19 protein-coding genes and 3 tRNA genes are annotated in these 19,881 nt (G+C 52.7%); 13 read left to right on the top strand and 9 right to left on the bottom strand.

Going from position 1 to position 19,881, the window contains the following annotated elements:
- Positions 1 to 237 precede the first annotated feature (237 nt).
- A complete protein-coding gene (locus WH50_RS08155; RefSeq protein ID WP_110186872.1) occupies positions 238 to 891 on the top strand; it encodes a YajG family lipoprotein in 654 nt (217 codons plus the stop codon).
- Between the two features lie 110 nt (positions 892 to 1,001).
- On the opposite strand, the gene msrB is transcribed toward WH50_RS08155, so the two are convergent.
- Positions 1,002 to 1,400, bottom strand: a complete 399-nt coding sequence (msrB, locus tag WH50_RS08150) for a peptide-methionine (R)-S-oxide reductase MsrB (protein WP_110186871.1) — start codon at positions 1,398 to 1,400, stop codon at positions 1,002 to 1,004.
- 183 nt (positions 1,401 to 1,583) lie between these two features.
- On the opposite strand from msrB, the gene WH50_RS08145 reads away from it, so the two are divergent.
- Positions 1,584 to 2,801 (top strand): pyridoxal phosphate-dependent aminotransferase, encoded by a 1,218-nt coding sequence (locus tag WH50_RS08145; RefSeq protein ID WP_104153798.1) that lies wholly within the window; start codon positions 1,584 to 1,586, stop codon positions 2,799 to 2,801.
- Between the two features lie 73 nt (positions 2,802 to 2,874).
- Here the strand turns inward: WH50_RS08145 and WH50_RS08140 are convergent, their stop codons facing one another.
- Entirely contained in the window at positions 2,875 to 3,732 is an 858-nt protein-coding gene (locus WH50_RS08140; protein ID WP_165838357.1) for a class I SAM-dependent methyltransferase, read from the bottom strand.
- 250 nt (positions 3,733 to 3,982) lie between these two features.
- On the opposite strand from WH50_RS08140, the gene htpX reads away from it, so the two are divergent.
- Positions 3,983 to 4,876, top strand: coding sequence for a protease HtpX (gene htpX / locus WH50_RS08135; RefSeq protein ID WP_110186869.1), 894 nt, complete (start codon positions 3,983 to 3,985; stop codon positions 4,874 to 4,876).
- A gap of 79 nt (positions 4,877 to 4,955) precedes the next feature.
- Here the strand turns inward: htpX and WH50_RS08130 are convergent, their stop codons facing one another.
- Positions 4,956 to 5,261, bottom strand: a complete 306-nt coding sequence (locus WH50_RS08130; protein ID WP_110186868.1) for a hypothetical protein — start codon at positions 5,259 to 5,261, stop codon at positions 4,956 to 4,958.
- Between the two features lie 36 nt (positions 5,262 to 5,297).
- Between WH50_RS08130 and WH50_RS08125 the strand changes: the two genes are divergently transcribed.
- Together WH50_RS08125 and WH50_RS08120 are read left to right on the top strand one after the other, a co-directional pair.
- Positions 5,298 to 6,527 carry a 4-phosphoerythronate dehydrogenase gene (locus WH50_RS08125; RefSeq protein ID WP_110186867.1) on the top strand — a complete coding sequence of 410 codons (1,230 nt, stop codon included), beginning with the start codon at positions 5,298 to 5,300 and terminating at the stop codon, positions 6,525 to 6,527.
- Positions 6,528 to 6,530: 3 nt separating this feature from the next.
- Entirely contained in the window at positions 6,531 to 7,220 is a 690-nt protein-coding gene (locus tag WH50_RS08120) for a flagellar brake protein (protein WP_110186866.1), read from the top strand.
- Between the two features lie 158 nt (positions 7,221 to 7,378).
- Here WH50_RS08120 and WH50_RS08115 read toward each other — a convergent pair.
- Positions 7,379 to 7,454 (bottom strand) — tRNA-Glu (locus tag WH50_RS08115).
- A 195-nt stretch (positions 7,455 to 7,649) separates the two neighbouring features.
- Here WH50_RS08115 and WH50_RS08110 point away from each other — a divergent pair.
- The 4 genes from WH50_RS08110 to WH50_RS08095 all read left to right on the top strand — a co-directional run bounded on the left by WH50_RS08110 (position 7,650) and on the right by WH50_RS08095 (position 9,437).
- Positions 7,650 to 7,725 (top strand) — tRNA-Asn (locus WH50_RS08110).
- A 2-nt stretch (positions 7,726 to 7,727) separates the two neighbouring features.
- A tRNA-Pro gene (locus tag WH50_RS08105) sits at positions 7,728 to 7,804 on the top strand.
- Positions 7,805 to 7,890: 86 nt separating this feature from the next.
- Positions 7,891 to 8,964, top strand: a complete 1,074-nt coding sequence (locus tag WH50_RS08100) for an oxidoreductase (protein WP_207780229.1) — start codon at positions 7,891 to 7,893, stop codon at positions 8,962 to 8,964.
- Positions 8,961 to 9,437, top strand: coding sequence for a heme-degrading domain-containing protein (locus tag WH50_RS08095; protein ID WP_110186865.1), 477 nt, complete (start codon positions 8,961 to 8,963; stop codon positions 9,435 to 9,437). Before WH50_RS08100 ends, WH50_RS08095 begins: the two co-directional genes overlap by 4 nt.
- 82 nt (positions 9,438 to 9,519) lie before the next feature.
- Here WH50_RS08095 and WH50_RS08090 read toward each other — a convergent pair whose 3' ends face one another.
- Positions 9,520 to 9,873: an Hpt domain-containing protein gene (locus WH50_RS08090; RefSeq protein WP_165838356.1), complete on the bottom strand. Its 354-nt coding sequence runs from the start codon at positions 9,871 to 9,873 to the stop codon at positions 9,520 to 9,522.
- Positions 9,874 to 10,361: 488 nt separating this feature from the next.
- On the opposite strand from WH50_RS08090, the gene WH50_RS08085 reads away from it, so the two are divergent.
- A complete protein-coding gene (locus WH50_RS08085) occupies positions 10,362 to 11,336 on the top strand; it encodes a glycosyltransferase family protein (RefSeq protein ID WP_110186863.1) in 975 nt (324 codons plus the stop codon).
- Between the two features lie 118 nt (positions 11,337 to 11,454).
- Here WH50_RS08085 and WH50_RS08080 read toward each other — a convergent pair whose 3' ends face one another.
- The 4 genes from WH50_RS08080 to WH50_RS08065 are packed head-to-tail and all read right to left on the bottom strand — an operon-like array spanning position 11,455 to position 16,127.
- Positions 11,455 to 12,426 (bottom strand): ABC transporter permease, encoded by a 972-nt coding sequence (locus WH50_RS08080; protein ID WP_110186862.1) that lies wholly within the window; start codon positions 12,424 to 12,426, stop codon positions 11,455 to 11,457.
- 12 nt (positions 12,427 to 12,438) lie between these two features.
- Positions 12,439 to 13,539: an ABC transporter permease gene (locus WH50_RS08075; protein WP_110186861.1), complete on the bottom strand. Its 1,101-nt coding sequence runs from the start codon at positions 13,537 to 13,539 to the stop codon at positions 12,439 to 12,441.
- On the bottom strand, positions 13,536 to 15,125 hold the full coding sequence (locus tag WH50_RS08070; RefSeq protein WP_110186860.1) for an ABC transporter ATP-binding protein: 1,590 nt from the start codon (positions 15,123 to 15,125) through the stop codon (positions 13,536 to 13,538). The genes WH50_RS08075 and WH50_RS08070 overlap by 4 nt, the downstream gene beginning before the upstream one ends.
- 12 nt (positions 15,126 to 15,137) lie before the next feature.
- Positions 15,138 to 16,127, bottom strand: coding sequence for a BMP family lipoprotein (locus tag WH50_RS08065; RefSeq protein ID WP_110186859.1), 990 nt, complete (start codon positions 16,125 to 16,127; stop codon positions 15,138 to 15,140).
- Between the two features lie 582 nt (positions 16,128 to 16,709).
- Between WH50_RS08065 and WH50_RS08060 the strand changes: the two genes are divergently transcribed.
- The 3 genes from WH50_RS08060 to rdgC all read left to right on the top strand — a co-directional run bounded on the left by WH50_RS08060 (position 16,710) and on the right by rdgC (position 19,812).
- Positions 16,710 to 17,711 (top strand): HD-GYP domain-containing protein, encoded by a 1,002-nt coding sequence (locus tag WH50_RS08060; protein ID WP_110186858.1) that lies wholly within the window; start codon positions 16,710 to 16,712, stop codon positions 17,709 to 17,711.
- A gap of 321 nt (positions 17,712 to 18,032) precedes the next feature.
- Positions 18,033 to 18,662 carry a peptide-methionine (S)-S-oxide reductase MsrA gene (gene msrA / locus WH50_RS08055; protein WP_110186857.1) on the top strand — a complete coding sequence of 210 codons (630 nt, stop codon included), beginning with the start codon at positions 18,033 to 18,035 and terminating at the stop codon, positions 18,660 to 18,662.
- 244 nt (positions 18,663 to 18,906) lie between these two features.
- Positions 18,907 to 19,812, top strand: coding sequence for a recombination-associated protein RdgC (gene rdgC, locus WH50_RS08050; RefSeq protein ID WP_110186856.1), 906 nt, complete (start codon positions 18,907 to 18,909; stop codon positions 19,810 to 19,812).
- Positions 19,813 to 19,881 lie beyond the last annotated feature (69 nt).

Here is a 19,881-nt window from a genome sequence, read left to right as displayed (position 1 = left end):
CGACTGAACTACCGCTCCACAATTTTCATCAGCGACCAGTGCGTCGTGATGTGGGGCCGCATTTTACGCATTTCCCAATACTTGTCAAACACTTAAATCGCTTTTTCATCGCCATGCAGACGATAGCCACTAGGCCCAGTGCAATCTGCGAATTACTGTTTCTTTTGCGGCTACGACAAGGGCTCACCTTGACGCTATGGAACTCGCATCGTTTAAATAGCAGCGTTGTTTTACAACATGGTTGCCCTTGTCAACTTAATCTCTCTGCCACACAAGCAAGCAACACTTATTATAGATAAGCCAACACTTTCGAGGATTCACTCCATGCGCGGTTTATTAGCAGTCGCAGTATTAAGCCTACTGCTGAGCGGGTGTGCGCTAAGTCCACAAGCCATCACGCTAACCCCTCAACTCCAGCCTGGCGCCTATCAGGCCAGAGGACAAAGTATCAGCGTCAGCATCCAGGATCAGCGAGCAAACCCAGTACTAGGCACTCGCGGTGGCATCTATGCACGCACCAGCAATATCACATTACGGAATGATGTCAGCCAGACTCTCGCCAATAGTCTCGGGCAGGCATTGAGCAGAATGGGCTTCCAGGTTCAGGACTACAGCAGTGCCAACGTACACATGCGTGTGATTCTGGATCGCCTTACCTATCAGGCCTCTGTCAAGGGCGTCATTCAGACAGTTGACCTTTCCAACAGCATCAAAGTTGTGATTGAACAAGGCTCCTTCACCTATACAGGCCAGTTCGCGACGGAAAAACACCATGAGTTCGCCCGCATTCCTGATGAACAGACCAATACCCGAATAATCAATGAGCTCTTTGCTGACACACTGAACCGCGCACTAAGCGATCCGAAGGTTCGGCAGGCCCTACAGCGCTGAGCGCATGACAAAAAAAGAGGCACGCAACCCAGGCTGCATGCCTCTTTGTTATTACTTGATGATTATCAGACTGCTTATCATCGGGTCATTATTTAAATGACCCTCTCTATTCAGTCAGAGGGTACAAACTTCATCGCGATAGAGTTGATACAGTAGCGCAGTCCGGTAGGTGGCGGACCGTCCTCAAAGACATGCCCCAAATGGGCATCACAATGATTACAACGCACTTCCGTACGAATCATCCCGTGTGAATTGTCACGCAGACTACTGACTGAATCGCTTGAGGCCACTTCCCAGAAGCTGGGCCAGCCAGAACCCGATTCATATTTATGATCGGATGAAAACAATGGATTATCGCAGCACACACAGTGATACCACCCCACCGCGTTGTGGTAGTAATACTTACCACTGAAAGGCGGCTCAGTACCGCATTGCCGACAGACGGCAAACTGCTCAGGAGTCAACGATTCCTGCCATTCGCTTTCAGAACGCTGCGATTTTTTTTCCATCGACTACCTCTTTCCTCTTGTCGGCTTATTCACTTGCAACGACATTGCGGCTGCGTATGATGAGTCGTCGCCTTATCTCAGAGACATGCCTAGCCTGCCTCACCAGTCTGACACCCTCTTCTTATAAGGCTGTTGCCCCAGTCCCTCAAGAGCCACCCTTTGACACCAAGAGACAGCGTTACCATGTCCGTCATCCGCAAGTCGCAGAAATTACTTAATGTTTGTTACGACATCCGCGGGCCAGTCATGCAGGAAGCCAAGCGCCTGGAAGATGAAGGCCAACGCATCATCAAGCTGAATATTGGCAACCCCGCCCCCTTTGGCTTCGATGCGCCGCAAGAAATCATCACTGATGTCATTCACAACCTTCCCAATGCCCAAGGCTACAGCGACTCGAAGGGGCTGTTTGCGGCGCGTAAGGCCGTTATGCATAGCGCTCAGCTACGTAGCATTCAGGGTGTCACTATAGAAGACATCTATCTTGGTAACGGTGTCAGCGAGCTGATCGTCATGGCAATGCAAGCCCTGCTGAACGATCACGATGAAATGCTGATTCCAGCGCCAGACTACCCGCTGTGGACAGCAGCAGTTAACCTCTCTGGCGGCGTAGCTGTTCACTACCATTGTGACGAGAACAACGACTGGATTCCTGATCTGGAAGACATGGAGCGCAAGATCACTCCCCGCACTCGCGGCATCGTGGTCATCAACCCAAACAACCCAACCGGCGCACTCTATCCAAAAGAAACTCTGGAAGGTATTACCGAGCTGGCGCGCAAGCACAATCTGCTGCTGTTCGCAGACGAAATCTATGACCGCATTCTCTATGATGGCGAAGAGCACACGCCTTTAGCCTCATTGTCTGATGACGTTCTGTGCCTGACCTTCAACGGTCTGTCGAAGACCTATCGCGCGGCAGGATTCCGCTCTGGCTGGATGATTCTGAGCGGCCCCAAACACAAGGCCAAGGACTATATCGAAGGTCTGGACATGCTGGCATCAATGCGATTGTGTGCCAACGTACCAGCCCAGCATGCTATTCAGACTGCACTGGGCGGATACCAAAGCATCAATGATCTGATCATTGAGGGTGGACGCCTGCTTGAACAGCGTGATATGGCCTGGAAGTTACTCAATGAAATCCCTGGCGTGAGCTGCGTCAAGCCAAAGGGAGCTCTTTACCTGTTCCCACGCCTGGATCCGAACGTTTACCCCATTCGCAACGACGAGAAATTTGCACTGGATCTGTTGCGCCAGGAAAAAGTGCTGATCGTACAGGGCACCGGGTTCAATATGAGCGACACCCAACACTTCCGCATTGTATTCCTCCCCCACAAGGACATGCTGGAAGAAGCCATCGGCCGCATCAAACGCTTCCTGAGCAAATACGAACAGCAGTAACCCATCAATCCTCTGCCAGCAGCGGCTCATTGATCAGTCAGCTGCTGGCTTGTAGTTATACTATCGCCCTCAGTTATGGCTCATAACGCAACACCAGTACAAAATCGCCCTGTTGCTGAACATGATCTACGTAAACAAAATCGGGACCTTCCCGCTTCAGTAAACGTTTGAGATTTGGCAAAGGCAGACTTTCATCCGCCCCCCACAATGCCAGAATACCTTCAGGCACCAGCACAGGCTCCAGCCGGCGCAAAGCCAAAGCCGCTTGCCGCTGTACATCGCCATGCATTTCATGGCAACGCACTACCGCGCCATCTATATCCAGCTGTTTCGGTAACCGACTCCAGCAAGAAGCCATAGGCTGATCTACCAGACTAAGTCGATCAGCACGATACCCAAGGAAACGGTGCACATCTCTCAGGTGATCCTGCACCCAACGCTCGCCGGTGACATTAACCACGTGCAGCGCCCCGGCACTGAGCGCTGCCGAAGAAAACAGGCTATCCAGCGGTTCCAGATTCAACCAGGTGCGTCCGGGCAAGTCAGGCATCAGGACGCTTAGCAACAGCGAGTCATCCATCTGCCAGCCATCGATCAGACCTTCACCACTCCAACTGAAATAGCGTTTCCCAGCCCAAGCCTGGGCACTCCCCTGGCAGCCCCATACCTTCGGTGACTCACCCAATAACCTCACTGGCTTGCCATCCATGCACACACTCAGGCACTGAATACCTTTAACGTGCAACTGGCTCCACAGGTGCAGCACAACCTCTTCGCCCAATGGAACACCTTCACAGTAGAGCTCAACCACCGGAGGCAGCCAGTTAAGATACAACCCACCCTCTTCCAGCTCACAGCTGACAAAGTTGGCCTGCATTTCATCTAACGGTCCTAGAGCACCGCTCAACGCCTGCCAGACTTGGCTATTCATATACATCTCTCCGCCTGACCTCCCATCGCGTGTCGCGCAGCATGCCAAACTTCATGCAAGCACGAAAGCGCAAACCACCACGGCATGAACATCTGGTTAACAAAAGCCAGATAACCAAGCTGTTAGAAGCAATAACCGCACAGGGCGCAGGGTAACACTTTGATAAACTCAACAACCATAATTTGCTTGAATCCTTATCCTGCCAATCTATCTTAGAGCTCATCCTGACAAATGGAGGTTTAATTCAACTATGCGAATCCTGCTATTTCTCGCGACCAACCTGGCGGTCATGGTCGTGGCGGGTATCGTAATGAGCTTGCTCGGCGTGGGATCAACGTTGAAGGCCAACGGGGTGGACCTGGACCTTCAAAACCTGCTGATCATCTGTGCCATTTTTGGCTTTGCTGGCTCTCTGATCTCCCTGTTCATGTCGAAGACAATGGCTAAGTTTTCGACTGGCACCAAGATCATTGAGTCACCCAGAACAGCTCATGAAAAGTGGCTATTGGACACAGTGGCCGAACTGTCAAACAAAGCAGGCATCAAAATGCCCGAGGTCGGGATTTTTCCTGCACAGGAAGCGAATGCGTTCGCAACGGGATGGAATCGCAATGATGCTCTCGTTGCTGTCAGCGAAGGGTTATTGAGCCGCTTCCGATCAGAGGAAGTCAAAGCGGTACTGGCGCACGAAATTGGGCACGTCGCCAATGGCGACATGGTTACGCTTACCCTGATTCAGGGAGTGGTGAACACCTTTGTCATGTTCTTCGCGCGCATTATTGGCCATACCGTAGATCGTTTCCTGAATAGCAATAATGAGCAAAACTCTGGCTACGGTATCGCCTACTACCTAGTGTCATTTGTGATGGAAATCATATTTGGCATACTGGCGTCAATTATTGTCGCCTGGTTCTCCAGATTGCGGGAATATCGCGCCGATGAAGCAGGCGCTAGACTGACCAATAAAGATGCCATGATCAGCGCCTTACAGAGACTGAAACAAGAGTACGAACTACCATCCAGCATGCCTGATCAGCTGACAGCCTTTGGCATTCGCGGCGGCATGAAAGGTGGACTGGTCGCCCTGATGGCAAGCCACCCTCCTCTTGATGATCGTATCAACGCTTTGAGACAGCTGACTTAAGCCATAAATACATCCGCATGAACGATAAAATGGGAGCGCAAGGCTCCCATTTTTTCATCCTGACTATTCTGAGTACGACTCACTCACGCGTGTAAAAGGGAAGCTCGATTTGCATCTCATCACTCGCCAAACGGCGAAACCCCCGGGCTTTGAGTGCCATGCAGCGACATTGCAACTGCTCCCAGGCATGCTCAAACTTCAACGGCAAACGACTACGTTTTACCGTCAATAAATTGCCAGCGAGCGTATAAGCCTGCGTCCAGAGATACCAATCCCCTACAAGATCTTGCTTGATCTCGATACAGATCATCTCCACTGACGAACACCACTTAAAACGCAAGCCTGGAATCCTTACAATAGCGCGCATGAAAAAAAGGGGCGCCATTGGGCCTCATTCACATTCAAAAGTAAAGAGAGCCATATGACAGCACCTACGGCGGGGCGACTACGTATTGTTGCCGATGAAAATATGCCGGGTCTTACCACCCTTTTCAACGACATCGGCAGCCTGACCGCTCTCCCCGGCAGAAGTATTACCAGGCAAGACTTGCTGCAGGCCGATGCCCTTCTGGTACGTTCGATTACCAGAGTGAATCAGGCACTGCTGGAAGGAACACCCATTAAGTTTGTCGGCAGTGCCACTATCGGAACCGATCACCTAGACATCCCCTGGCTGGACAACAACCATATCACCCATACTAATGCCCCCGGATGTAACGCTGACTCCGTTGCCGATTATGTCATCGCCGCCCTGGCTCATCTGTCTCATCAGGACGGCAGCAACTGGTTCACCAACAAGACCGCCGCCGTTATCGGTGTCGGCAATGTCGGCAGCAAGGTTGTCCAACGCTTGCGGGGCCTTGGTCTGCACGTTCTGGTAAACGACCCACCACGTCAGCAACAACATCCAACTGATGATCCGCACTTTGTCGACCTGAATACAGCCCTCAGCGCCGACATCATCTGCTGCCACACGCCACTGGTAAGATCAGGCGACTTCCCAACCTATCATCTTCTGGATGAGCCTCAGATCAGCGCCATACGCCCCGGCACATTACTGCTGAATGCAGGTCGTGGCGACGTCATCAACAATCAGGCACTTCTAGAGCGGATGCAACGACAAAATGATCTGGAACTGGTAATGGATGTATGGGAAAACGAGCCACGCCCGTTGCTGGGCCTAATTCCTTACACTCGCATCAGCACTCCGCATATTGCGGGATACAGCCTTGATGGGCGATTACGAGGCAGCTGGATGATCTACCAGGCGCTGTGCCAATTCGCTGGCATTCAACCCACAGTCTCTTTTGACCAGCTGGTGCCTGAGCCCACCATCCGGGCAGTCTCCTGCTCAGCCTCCATTTCATTGCCGGAATGCTTTAATCTAATCCCTCTGGCACTCGATGTGAGCCGGGAGGACCAGCGTTTTCGTCGTACATTGAGCACTGCAGCGACTGGCGATCTGGCATCTGCCTTCGATACGCTGCGCAAGACTTACCCGCTCTCACGTGAACTACGTCAACTACAGGTTAGAGTGGACAAGCAAACGACTGCCACCTATAACAAGCAGACGTCATCTCAGCAGTCACAGCCTGATGCTGCAGAAACGACAAAACTATTGCATGCTCTAGGCTTTTCGATAACGGAATAATCGATGACGGTGGATCAAGACAGTACCCCTCACTCCCTTGACGATTTAGCATTACGCATTGGCGATCCGCTCTATCTGGAAACGCTTTCACCCACTACACGATATGTAGTGCGTTTAATGGGCTATGTAGCGGGAAAAAGCATGCTGGTTACCGCCCCTCTTGCACAGGGGCGCCCCATCTTGTTGAAGGAAGGCAAGCCAATACGCGTAAAGCTATTGGCAGAAAACCGTGTTTGCGGCTTCAGCACCGTTGTCATCAAAGCCTGCATGACGCCATTCAATTATTTGCATCTGAGCTACCCCAAGGATATTGAAGTACTGGAATACCGTAAGGCCAGCCGCATCAGTGTGCGCCTGATCGTATCGCTGGATGAAATGGTTGAAGAAAGTACGCCGGGGAGATGGCCCAAGCCTGCACTCTGTACCGACATCAGCACAACAGGGGCCAAAATCAGCTCGAGCGAACCGCTGGTAGATATTGGTGAGTCACTCTATATGACGGCCCGATTAAGCGTGGCCAATGTAGAGCAAATCGTTCGCATCCCTCTGATTATCCGGAACAGAACGTTGGAGGAGGATGAAGGAGGTCAGACTATATTCCATCACGGCGCCGAATTTGCCTATCTGGACGAGGAAACCAGGGTAGTACTGTCAGGTTTTGTGTACGAACAGATACTTAAAAACAAACGATGACCGTTTGTTTTTCTGAAAATAGGGGTAGCGAAAGCTTAAAAGAAAGGGTGGCCAAGACCACCCGACAAGAAGGGGTGTATCACTACTACTTCAATCAAGCGTAAGCAAGACGTGTAAGCTGCTTTCACAATGCCTAATCCCTAGCACAAACCTGATAATGGCGTCCCATAGGGGGTTCGAACCCCTGTTACCGCCGTGAAAGGGCGGTGTCCTGGGCCACTAGACGAATGGGACGAAAACGGACAATCAGCTTTGCAGTACGCAATTTTGAAGGAGCACATATGTTACTGACTTGCTACTGACAGGTCAAGAATGCCTATAACATTTCCCCACTCAATACAAGCCATTGATAACGCAAAAAAAATATCACCCCTGCTTGACCTGACTTAACCATCTGATTAATATGCGCCCCGCAGTTGAGCAAGTCGTTCCTCGATAGCTCAGTCGGTAGAGCAGCGGACTGTTAATCCGTTGGTCGCTGGTTCGAGTCCAGCTCGAGGAGCCATTCGGAGTGTAGCGCAGCCTGGTAGCGCGTCTGCTTTGGGAGCAGAATGTCGGGGGTTCGAATCCCTCCACTCCGACCACCTTTCGTTATTCTGAAATACATCCTCGACTTGACTAAGATGCCGACTGGCGTAGCCTTAACGTGGTTCTCCCACCAAGGTTCACCATGAGCGTATCAACCTCTCAACCATCCCGCATAGGCACCGGGCCTATTCGTGTTGGTATCATTGGCTACGGCTTGTCAGCCAAAGTATTTCATATTCCCTTTCTCCGCACTCTGCCTGAGTACCGCCTGCAGGCTATCTGCAGCAGCCGAACAGCTGAGATCAGCGAGGCACTCCCCGGCATCAAAATCGTTGAAGCTCCGTCTGACCTCTGTGCCGATGATGATATCGATCTCATCGTGATCACCAGCCCCAATAACAGCCATTTCAATCTGGCACGCATGGCGTTGAAACATTACAAGCATGTCGTAGTGGAAAAGCCTTTTACGACATATTCAGAGCAGGCACTCGAGCTGGCAGAATATGCTGTTCAACAGCGTTGCTGTATCAGCGCCTTTCACAATCGTCGGTGGGATGGCGACTTCCTGACAGCTCGCCACCTCATGGAGTCAGGCCGTCTCGGTAACGTACACGTCTTCGAAAGTCGTTTTGATCGTTTTCGCCCTGAAGTACGCCAGCGCTGGCGTGAACAACCAGGGGAAGGCACCGGCTACTTGTGGGATCTTGCACCACATCTGATCGACCAGGCACTCACCATATTTGGTATGCCCCACAGCCTGACAGCACGCACTCTACCACTGCGGCCCGGCGCAACTACGTGTGACTATGTCCATCTGCAACTCCACTACCCCCAACGAGAAGTCATTCTCAATGCCAGCCCCTATATGGCCGCGAAACCAGCCTTACGCTTTCTTATTCAGGGAGACGCTGGCAGCTATATCAAATATGGATTGGACCCCCAGGAAGAACGCCTGACTGCAGGCATACAGCCTGCCGAACCAGACTGGAACAAGGAAGACGAATATCACTGGGGGGTGTTGTTTGATGGCAATGGCAAAGTCGAACATATTTCGACACAACCTGGCGACTATGGCACTTACTACAGCAAGCTGGCCAAATGCATACACGGCCATGGCCCCAATCCGGTTTCTGCAACCGATGCCGCGCAAGTTATACGCCTCATAGAGCTGGCTGAACTCAGCCAAACACAACAGAGCACACTGGAATTAGCATGAAGACCGCAGATGAATTGCTAGAACAGGAACAACAATTACTGCTCCCTTACTTCAACAACGAGTCCGCCTGGCGCTTGGGCACCCTGATTCGCGATCACGCCAGTCATATCAATGCAGCCGTTGCCATAGACATACACGCATTTGGTCAACAACTGTTCTTCAGTGCTCTACAGGGTAGCCAGCTAGATAACCTGGAGTGGATTCGCAGGAAACGTCAAAGCGTACTGCGCTTTGGCCACAGCACACTGTATCTGCGACGTTTTCATGAATCGAAAGGAAGAATTTTCGAGGAACAGGCGCACATTGATGTTACAGAATACAGTGGTCATGGCGGCGGCGTGCCTCTGCGACTCAAAGAAGGAGGCCTTATTGGTGCGGTGTGTGTAAGCGGCTTACCTGACACTGAAGATCATGCTGTTGCCGTGCAAGCCTTACAGCAGCTGATAGAGGAGATGCATAACGGCGCTTCGTGATAACAAAGTATCATCGCATGCGGTCAGCAAAAAGGGTGTACCATCATCTGAGAAACACCCTTGTTTGCCCATGATGCCATTACTAGACGCCCGCCAGCCATTCGCTCACAGCAGAGGTAGTCAACTCCAGCACCGGCGGCAGCCGCTTCATGACCACATTAACAGCCATCAACTGACCACTTCGTGCACTGGTTTCCATCTGCATGGCCATCCTGGCCAGCTGCTGCGCTCCGATACCTGCAGAACTACCTTTCAGATCATGTGCTACAAGCGTCGTCTGCGCAGCATCACCCGCACTCACAGCCTGCATCAGCCTCTCTACCTTTCCAGGCAGGTCGTTCAAATATCCCTGTACGAACGCCTTCATCGTCGCGTTTGACGTATCTTCCGCTAACTCCAACAAGGGCGTTGGATCAAACACCTTGATCTCAGTCACTATGATTAACCTTATTAATGTGAAAGCCACTAGCCGCGCAAAGTATACTCGCCCCAAACCAGCACAGCACATCCATCACTCAACACTTGCGCCATAATTTCACGATTGCATGACTATCCACTAAAGCGGAACTGTTTTCCTAATGGATTGCCACTAATCTTGAAACACACACTTCAGATGGAACAGATTGCCGAAAAATAAAAAGACACCAGAGCTGGCAAAAGGTTACCCACTGTTACTGGTTAACAGATTGGCTTTTTCTTACGCTACGCCTACTTTTAACTCTATACATAACCACCTGACATCTAGCTGATGTCAGCACAGCATCTGTGTGGGTATTGGCAAAGAGGTAGTTTCACAGGCAACGAACCAAAAGCTAACCGACCTTCCACTCAACTCGATGTAAGACGTGTACAACAATAATTCAAGGCCAGTGACACTAGCTGAACAGCGGTTACTGCAGGCAACGCAACACAGGATAACGCTCTATGGCCACCCACCAATCTTCAATATGCGTAGTGCTGGAAGACTCCAGCGGCGGCGGTGAGCACCTGGAAACCCGTCTAAAGATGCTTGCTGATCAATCCACCCTAGCCGGAGAGTGCTGGATTCAAACTAGCCAACAGGGCACTGAGCGCGTTCGCAATCTGCTGCGCAGTAAAAAATGGCCCTGGCCAATCACCATCGTTGAAGTAGAAGACAATCGATTAGCCCAGGCACGCAACAAAGCCATAGAAGAAACCCATTGCCAGTGGATCATTTTCTGGCAAGAAAATTTCATGTGGCAGCCCCATACTCTGGAGGCCATGACGACCGACAGTCACAGAGACTCTCCCGTCATGGTATTCAGCAACGTTGAGCTTAAAGGTGCTGGCCACACTCCCCAACCCACACTGTTTGAACACTGGCCCGGCTTCCGTCGCTTCTTTAACCATTCGCCCTGGCGTCCGATTTCGCTGAAAGGCAGCGCTTTCCAGAGCCTGCTCGGAGAACCCGTATGCTGTGGGTCAGCCGTTCTGTACGCTGTTGAAATGCTGAAGCGTAGTGGTGGCATCAGCGAAAACCTGCCCACCGAAGCACAGCTTTGGGATGCCTGTCTGAGACTCAGCCTGCAAGGGATAGTCAGCGCCACCCCCTACCCCTGGGTGAGCTGGCAGCAGTCAGGTACGGACAGCACGCTACCTTATATTCGCGCCTGTGAAGCGATTCATGAGCGTTATGCCGTGCAATTAGCCAGACTGCCCATGCTGATGAAACGTCGCGCCAAAGCAAGACTGGCACAAGCCTACAGTCACTTTTATCTGGCATTGAAATGCCCGGGTCAGGCCATTGCTCACTTGCTGCGCGCTTCATATCAACTGCCTGAGAGACGCACCTGGCAAGGATGGCATGCAGCCTTCAGCCATCTCTGGCAACAGCTGCTACCCCCACGTTACTCAGGTGGGCAGCACACACCGGCGTAATCGCCCTGCTACCTGTTCTCGTACAAACAAAAACGGCGCCCCTTCTGAAGGTTGCGCCGTTTTTCATCATTGAAAATGTGCAGGTGATGCCAATGACTGACATCACCCACACATAGCTTTAACGCTCTTTGGTATAAGGCTCGCCAATTGCCTTAGGAGCGATGGCCTTGCCGATAAAGCCAGCTAGCAGTACCACCGTCAGTATATAAGGCAGTGATTCGATCAGCTGTACTGGCACCACGCCAATGCCAGGCACTTCGACCCCTTGCAGGCGAACCGCCACCGCATCAAGGAAGCCAAACAACAGGCAAGCAAACATCACGGGCACAGGGCGCCATTTACCGAAAATCAGTGCTGCCAATGCCATATAGCCCTGACCAGCTGTCATATCACGGACAAATTGCGCATTCTGAGCCGTGGATATATAGGCGCCAGCCATTCCACACAGCACGCCATTGAGCATCAGAGCCCGGTAACGCAGCCAGGCAACGGAAATACCCGCAGTATCGACAGCCTTGGGGTTTTCACCCACAGCCCGCAGACGCAAGCCGAAACGACTACGATAGACAATCCACCAGACTACAGGCACGGCTGCGAACGCGATGTATACCAGAATGTTGTGCCCACCGATCAGCTCGTAGTACAACTCACCCAGCACAGGCACATTTTTGACAGCTTCAGCTCCGGGCAACACGATTTCGGTGAATCGTGCTGTATTTGGTAGATTGGGAGTCTGCCCGCCCTGATGGAACCACACCAGCCCCAGCACAATGGACAGGCCAGCAACCAGAATATTGATAGCCACCCCACTCACTACCTGATTACCCCTGTGGGTGATACAGGCAAAGCCATGCAACATGGCCAGCGACCAGGACACCACTATGGCTGCCGCCAACCCCATCCACGCAGAGTTAGCCAGGTAAGCAACACAGGCTGCAGTAAAAGCGCCTGCCAGCATCTTGCCTTCCAGACTGATATCCACCACACCGGAGCGTTCTGAGAACAACCCGGCCAGCGCAGCCAAAATCAATGGCGCCGAGACCCTGACGGTCGCATCAAGGGTCAGCACCGCAATCACATAAAAATCCATGAGTGCTTCTCCTTATGCAGCCTTACTGGACAACAAACGCACCAGCAAAGGCCGATACATAAACTCCAGCGCACCGCAGAACAGAATGATCAGACCCTGAATCATCACCACCATGTCACGGGTGATATTGGGCATATCAAACGCAAGCTCGGCGCCGCCCTGATAGAGCGCGCCAAACAGCAAGCTGGCCAGAACGATACCGACAGGATGATTGCGCCCCATCAACGCCACGGCGATACCGACGAATCCATAACCGGCACTGAAGTCCAGTAACAGACGGTGCTGCACGCCCAGAATCTCGTTGACCCCAACCAGCCCGGCCAGAGCACCTGACAAGCACATTACCCAGATAATCACCTTGGCCGGCTTGATACCGGCATATACCGCCGCTGTGCTATTGCTGCCCACCGTGCGCAGCTCGTAACCCCAGCGCGTACGCCAGATCAGCAACCAGACCAGCACGCAGCAAACCAGCGCCAGAAAAAACGAGACGTTCAATGGTGACTCATCGAAGCTGATACCCATTCCCGCAAGCATATTGTGGATAAAGGGCAGCCAGGCCACTTCTGCAAACTCCCGGCTGGAAGATGACATCTGACCCGGGTCTTTCAGCACATGGGACAGCAGATACACCATCAGCGACGAAGCCAGAAAGTTAAACATGATCGTGGTGATAACCACATGACTCCCACGCCTGGCCTGCAGATAGCCGGGCAAAAAGGCCCAGGCCGCCCCGAACAGCGCACTGGCAACCACTGCCAGCGGAATCAGAATCCAGGCAGGCAGATAAGCATCCAATGCCAGACAGGCTAATCCAGCCCCTAATCCACCTATATAGGCCTGACCTTCCCCACCGATATTGAACAGACCGGCATGAAAGGCGACAGCTACCGCAAGGCCAGTGAATATAAAGTTAGTGGTGTAATACAGGGTGTAACCGAACCCTTCCTGATAGCCAAATGCGCCATAAAGCATGATTTTGGCCGCTTCAATCGGGCTTTCGCCGATCATCAGGAATACAATGCCCGTTACCAGAAACGCAGAAATAATATTCAGTGCAGGCAATAACGCCTTGTTCGCCCAACCAGGCAATGCACCAGCGGGTTGACTCATGCGCTCACCTCTTCTTGCTGAGCGTTAGCCATCAACAGACCCAGAGTCCGCTCATTGGCCTCAGAAGCGTTAACTTCACCAGTAATTTGGCCATCGCACATCACTAGAATGCGATCGCTGACCGACATGATCTCTTCCAGCTCCACCGACACCAGCAGAATGGCCTTGCCAGCGTCACGCATCGCTATGATGCGCTGGTGAATGAACTCGATGGCTCCAATATCCACACCACGCGTCGGCTGACCGATCAGCAACACTGCCGGATCGTGCTCCATTTCTCGCGCCAGGACGATTTTTTGCTGATTACCACCAGAGAAGTTGGCGGACTTGAGATGAGGATCACGCGGACGAATATCGTAAGTCTCCGCCTTTTCCTTGTATGAGCTGAGAATTGCCTCCTGATTCATCAGCACTTTGCCATTGAATTCAGGGTAATGATGGTGACCGAGTATTGCCGACTCCTTGGCAGAGAAGGCCGTTACCACGCCCATTCGATGACGATCTTCAGGCACATGGGCCAACCCCAGTTCCCGCAGTTGAGCAGGATCCTTGGGCGACTCGGCCGAGATGCTGGCGCCACCCAGGGTAATGGTACCGCTTCCGACCGGAAGAATGCCCGACATGGCCTCAAGCAGTTCGCTCTGGCCGTTACCAGACACCCCGGCAATCCCTACCACCTCACCAGCGCGCAACTGGAAGCTGACATCCTTGACCCGACGAACACCCTGCGCATCATTGACGCACAGGTGCGACACCTCCATCAGTACCTGACCGGCCTGAGCATCTGCCTTGTTTACCTGCAGCAGCACCTTGCGTCCGACCATCAACTCGGCCAGCTCTTCCTTACTGGTTTGCGCCGTCAGACGATGAGCCACCACTTCACCTGCGCGCATGACGGCAACCTGGGTGGTGGCATCGATAATCTCACGCAGCTTATGGGTAATCAGGATGACCGTGACGCCCTGTTCACGCAGCGAGAACAGAATGCGGAACAGCTCGTCAGTCTCCTGCGGCGTCAATACCCCGGTAGGCTCATCCAGTATCAGAATGCGCGCACCGCGATACAACGCCTTGAGTATTTCTACCCGCTGCTGCAACCCCACAGACAACTCGCCAACAATGGCATCCGGATCCACTTCGAGATTGTACTCACGACCCAGACGCAATAGCTCATTGCGCACGTGCTCGCGGCCCTGGCGCAGCAGTGCTCCGCCCTCAGCCCCCAGCATGACGTTCTCGATAACGCTGAAGTTATCCACCAGCATGAAATGCTGATGCACCATCCCGATACCCGCACGGATAGCATCCTGCGAGGAGCGAATGGTACAGACTTTGCCGTCTACCTTGACTTGCCCTTCATCGGCTTCGTAAAAACCGTAGATGATGCTCATCAGGGTCGACTTGCCTGCACCGTTCTCACCGACAATACCTTGAATGGTGCCGGCTGGTACGCTGAGGGAGATATTCTTGTTGGCCTGCACGGCACCAAAGCGCTTGCTGATATTGATCAGCTCCAGTGCAGGCGGGGATGATGCCGCTGAAGCCGGGTCTTTCGACCCGGCCGGCTGTGAGGTATGCACAGTCATGAGATTAGCTGATTACTCGCAGGCGTTGTTGGACATGTAATCGTGAACTTTGATCTTGCCGGAGATGATGTCCTGCTGGATGGAATCCATCTTGGCTTTCATGTCGGCAGTGACCAGGTCCTTGTTGTACTCATCATACGCCCAGGACACGCCGTTTTCCGCCAGACCCAGTACTTTCACACCGGGCTTCCAGCTACCGTCAGCCACTTCCTTGATGGTGTTATAGGCAGCTACGTCGACACTCTTGACCATCGAAGTCAGCATGGTGCCGGGATGCAGATAGTTCTGGTTAGAGTCAACGCCGATGGCATACTTGCCTTCATCTTTAGCAGCCTGATAGACACCGATGCCGGTACCGCCTGCGGCAGCAAATACCACATCTGCGCCACGATCAAACTGACTCTTGGCCAGCTCACCACCTTTACCAGGGTTATTCCAGGCTGCAGGCGTCGAGCCAGTCATGTTCTGGAAGACTTCGATGCCGGGGTTAACAAACTTGGCACCCTGCTCGTAACCACATTCAAACTTACGAATCAGGCCGATATCCATGCCACCCACAAAGCCGACTTTGCCAGTTTTGCTGGCCATGGCTGCCAACGCACCCACCAGGAAGGAACCTTCGTGCTCCTTGAATACGATGGACTCAACGTTAGGTTTATCTACTACCATGTCGATAATGGCGAAGTGAGTATCGGGGAACTCGGTAGCTACCTTTTCGAGAGCATGGGCCTGATTGAAGCCTACTGCGATAACCGGATTACTACCGCGCTTGGCCATGCGACGCAGGCCCTGTTCAATCTGAGAGTCGTTGGCAGGCTCGAACTCCTTGACCTCAGCCCCCGTTTCGTCGGCGTAACGTTTGACACCCTTGGAAACCGCCTCGTTGAACGACTTGTCAAACTTACCGCCCATGTCATACACGACAGCAGGGCTAACGTCAGCTGCCTGCGCCCCGAGAGAAACGGTCATTGCAACAGCAGCAGCCATCAGAGTTCGTTTCATAGCTCACCTTCAAGCTTGAATAGTTATTAACAAAAGTAGCATCGAAATGTCGAAACAGCAGCTGAATGGCTTTCAGCTGCCGAAAGGGCGTCAATAGTAATGTCCGCCCGTTTTTAAGTAAAAAAAAACCGTCAGATTGGTTAAAAAACAATGCACCATCATCTCGTCAATCAGCCATTTAACGTGCCTCGCACTGAAAATGCCTGTGTCCGATTGGCAGCCAGCTCTTATCAAGAGCTGCTCTCTGACAAATCAGCCGGGACAGATGCAACAACTTGGCCAAGTGGTCAGGAAATATAAAAATTCTTCCTGAACAATGCTTACCGCCTACGCTCTTGCAATCGTTCTTGTGGTAGACCAAAAGCAGTACAGAGCAGGAGAATCGTTAACTTGACCGTTTGGATACATTTTTGCTCACCCCCAAGACAGGCCGCACCAAAAACAGGCAAACGTTTCGCTACACTTTTGCTGCCGCTGACCGCTAATAGATCTTAGACTAGGTGCTAACTGTTACGAAAAGTGATACATATAGCGGCCTGACATTCAACTCGGTAACACCGTAATGCTCAAGGAGATACGACGTTGAGCAATGTTGCAGAGCCCACCACTGATGGCGTCCCACCCGGTAAGGGCAAGCCGCGCGACTTTGAAGTCGAGCTAATCAGTGCCCGTGCCATTCACCAAAAAGCCGTCAATCTGCTACGCGGCGTTAGCCTCAATGTGCAAAATCAAGCGCCTGTTGACTACAGCGCAGTAGCCAACTGCTCCCAACTCATTCAGCGCTCTCTGGATCGCAATGCCGATGCGCTGATCTGCGTCGGTCGCCTGCGCAGCCCCGAGAACTACCTTTATGAGCACTCCGTTAACGTCGCCATTCTGCTGGGTAATTTCGGCCTGTTTCTGGGAATGAAATCCTCCATGATCAGTGAACTGATCACCGGGGGGTTGCTCCATGATATTGGCATGATGCTGATCCCTCAGCGTATTCGCGATAAAACGGACAAGCTGACCCCTGATGAATTTAAAGTTATTCGCCAGAGCCCACTCTATTGCGAATCGCTTCTGCGCGATTTACCCGATGTTTCTCCCTTAACCATGACGGTCGCTACTCAGAATTACGAGAATTTCGACGGCAGCGGCTATCCCTACGGATTGAAAGGTAAAAAAATCAGCCTTTACGGTCGTATGGCGGCAGTGGTCAATACCTATGATGCAATGACTGTGGATCGCTTTCACAAGGGAGCCCGCCCTCCGGCAGCGGTACTAAAAACCATTCTGCAGCTCAAAAACACGCGTTTCGATCCTGAGGTAGTAACCCGTTTCATAACCTGCATGGGCGTGTTCCCGGTAGGTTCTCTGGTTGAACTACAAAGCGGAAAAATTGGCTTTGTGATGAAGCTGGCGGCTAAAACCCGCCAACCCGCGGTGGTGCGCACCGTCTTTCATACTGGACGCAATGAACATTTACCCCCGGAAGATACCTGGCTGGAATCGCGTCTCGGTGCACCACCCCAGGATGTCCTGCGCGGCCCCTTTATACCGGGTGAAAAATTCCCCACCCTCGACTTCGAAATCTATATCTGACTTTCGATTACGCCTGATCTCGCGACGGGATCAGGTTCCGCACTCGCTTCTCTGTTCGGTGAACGGTTTCGCAACAGAAGATGGACATATTACTCTGGCTGCTCAGACCATTGACCACTACAGACAGAGATCAGCATCAGAACCCTCCACCGGACATTCTCAATCCCCCCTCTACCCCTTGATAGTTACTGAATCGTACCCACAATAAGGCTCTCGGCAGACTAACCTGCCCACGATCGTTCCTTCCAGTATCGCGAAATGCACGTGCGCCGCTGGCACAGGTTTGATCCCCCTATTCAAACGCAGTATGTAGAGGTTTGTATGCGTCAGAAGAAACTGGAAATGCCCACTGCCGAGGAAGCCCTGCCCGGCCGCGTGCAGTCGATGCCTGTCGCTGACAAGCACACCGTTCTGGGTACCCCGCTGAAGGCTCCTTTTCCCGCAGGCATGGAGTGCGCGTTATTTGGCCTGGGATGCTTCTGGGGGGCTGAGCGTAAATTCTGGCAGCAATCCGGGGTATATAGCACTGCGGTTGGTTACGCGGGCGGCCTGACACCCAACCCCACCTATGACGAAGTCTGTACCGGTCTGACGGGCCACAATGAGGTCGTACTGGTGGTGTTCGATCCACAGCAGACTTCCTATCAGAACCTGCTGAAAGTGTTCTGGGAAGTACACAACCCGACGCAAGGCATGCGCCAGGGCGGTGACATCGGTACTCAATACCGCTCCGGTATCTACACCTTTTCGGACGAGCAGCTGCAACAGGCACTGGATAGCCGTGAAGCCTTTGCCAGCAAACTGCAGGACGCAGGCTTCGGTGCCATCACCACCGAAATTATGCAGGCGCCTGAATTTTTCTACGCAGAAGACTATCACCAGCAATATCTGGACAAGAATCCGCAGGGTTACTGTGGACTGGGTGGCACCGGGGTGACCTGCCCTATCTGATCTCGCTGCACCTCGGAATCCCCTTCACCTCTCTGCATACCGTTCAATAACAGAGCAGCCGTCATCTTCCTGCTGAACAGAGCCGGAAGATGACTGGCAACTGCTCGCGTCATGAGTACAATAGGGCCCGCACAACTGTGCAAATATCCAGTTAAATGCCGATGAGACTCATTCCTTATCGCTGATTGCCATTCACTGCACCGGTGCCTGATAGATACCGGCATGACCACCAAGCGGGTGACTGATGCTATTTCGCAATTTGATCATTTATACCTTCAGCCAGCCTTTTGAGCTCGACGATGAGCAGTTGCATCAGGCCCTGGAAGCCCATCGGTTTCAGCCTTGCTCCAGCCAGGAACAGGAACGACTGGGCTGGGTCAGCCCGATGCAGAATGATCCTCAGGTGTTCAATCTGCAAAGCCAGGGCTTCTACCTGCTGAAAGCCAAACGTCAGGAAAAGCTGCTGCCAAGCCAGGTCGTCAACGAAAACCTGCAGGAGAAGCTGGAAAAGATCGAAGACGAACAAGGCCGCCGCCCTACGCGGAAAGAGCGGCAGGACCTGAAAGATCAGGTCATTCTTGAATTGCTACCTCGTGCTTTCAGCCGCCATCAGCATTTCTTTGTGTGCATTGCCCCTTCACAGGGATGGCTGGCCGTCGACACCGCCAGTTACGCCAAAGCAGAACCTCTGCTTAATCTTTTACGTGAAGGGCTGGGCTCACTGCCAGTGATTCCACCACGCGTCAAACAGGCACCACAGGCAGTCATGACCACCTGGCTGAACGATTTCAGCACGTTGCCCGGCGATGTTACTGTCGGTGATGAGTGTGAACTGCGCGACCCGCAGGAAGACGGAGGCATCATCCGCGTACGTCGTCAGGCGCTGGACAGTGAAGAAATACAGACCCACCTTGATGCCGGCAAACAAACCACGCGCCTCAGCCTGCACTGGCAGGACAGTTTGAGCTTTACACTCTGCGATGACCTGAGTCTCAAACGCCTGCAAGCCAGTGAACGCTTGCAGGACGAGCTGGACAACACCCAGACCGACTCAATGGATCAGGAGCTGGATGCGCTCTTCACCCTCAGTGCACTGGAACTGAATCGCCTGATTCCTGTAATGATCGACTGGTTCGGCGGCAAAGAATAATCACCTCCCGCTATCCACAGCCGCGCACTGTCATGAAGACTGCATCTCTGGCTGACAAGTTACCCACAG

This window comes from Pokkaliibacter plantistimulans (genome assembly GCF_003194385.1).
Lineage (GTDB): Bacteria > Pseudomonadota > Gammaproteobacteria > Pseudomonadales > Balneatricaceae > Pokkaliibacter > Pokkaliibacter plantistimulans.
Note: the sequence above shows the minus strand (reverse complement) of the source record. Positions and strands in the feature narration are given on the sequence as shown.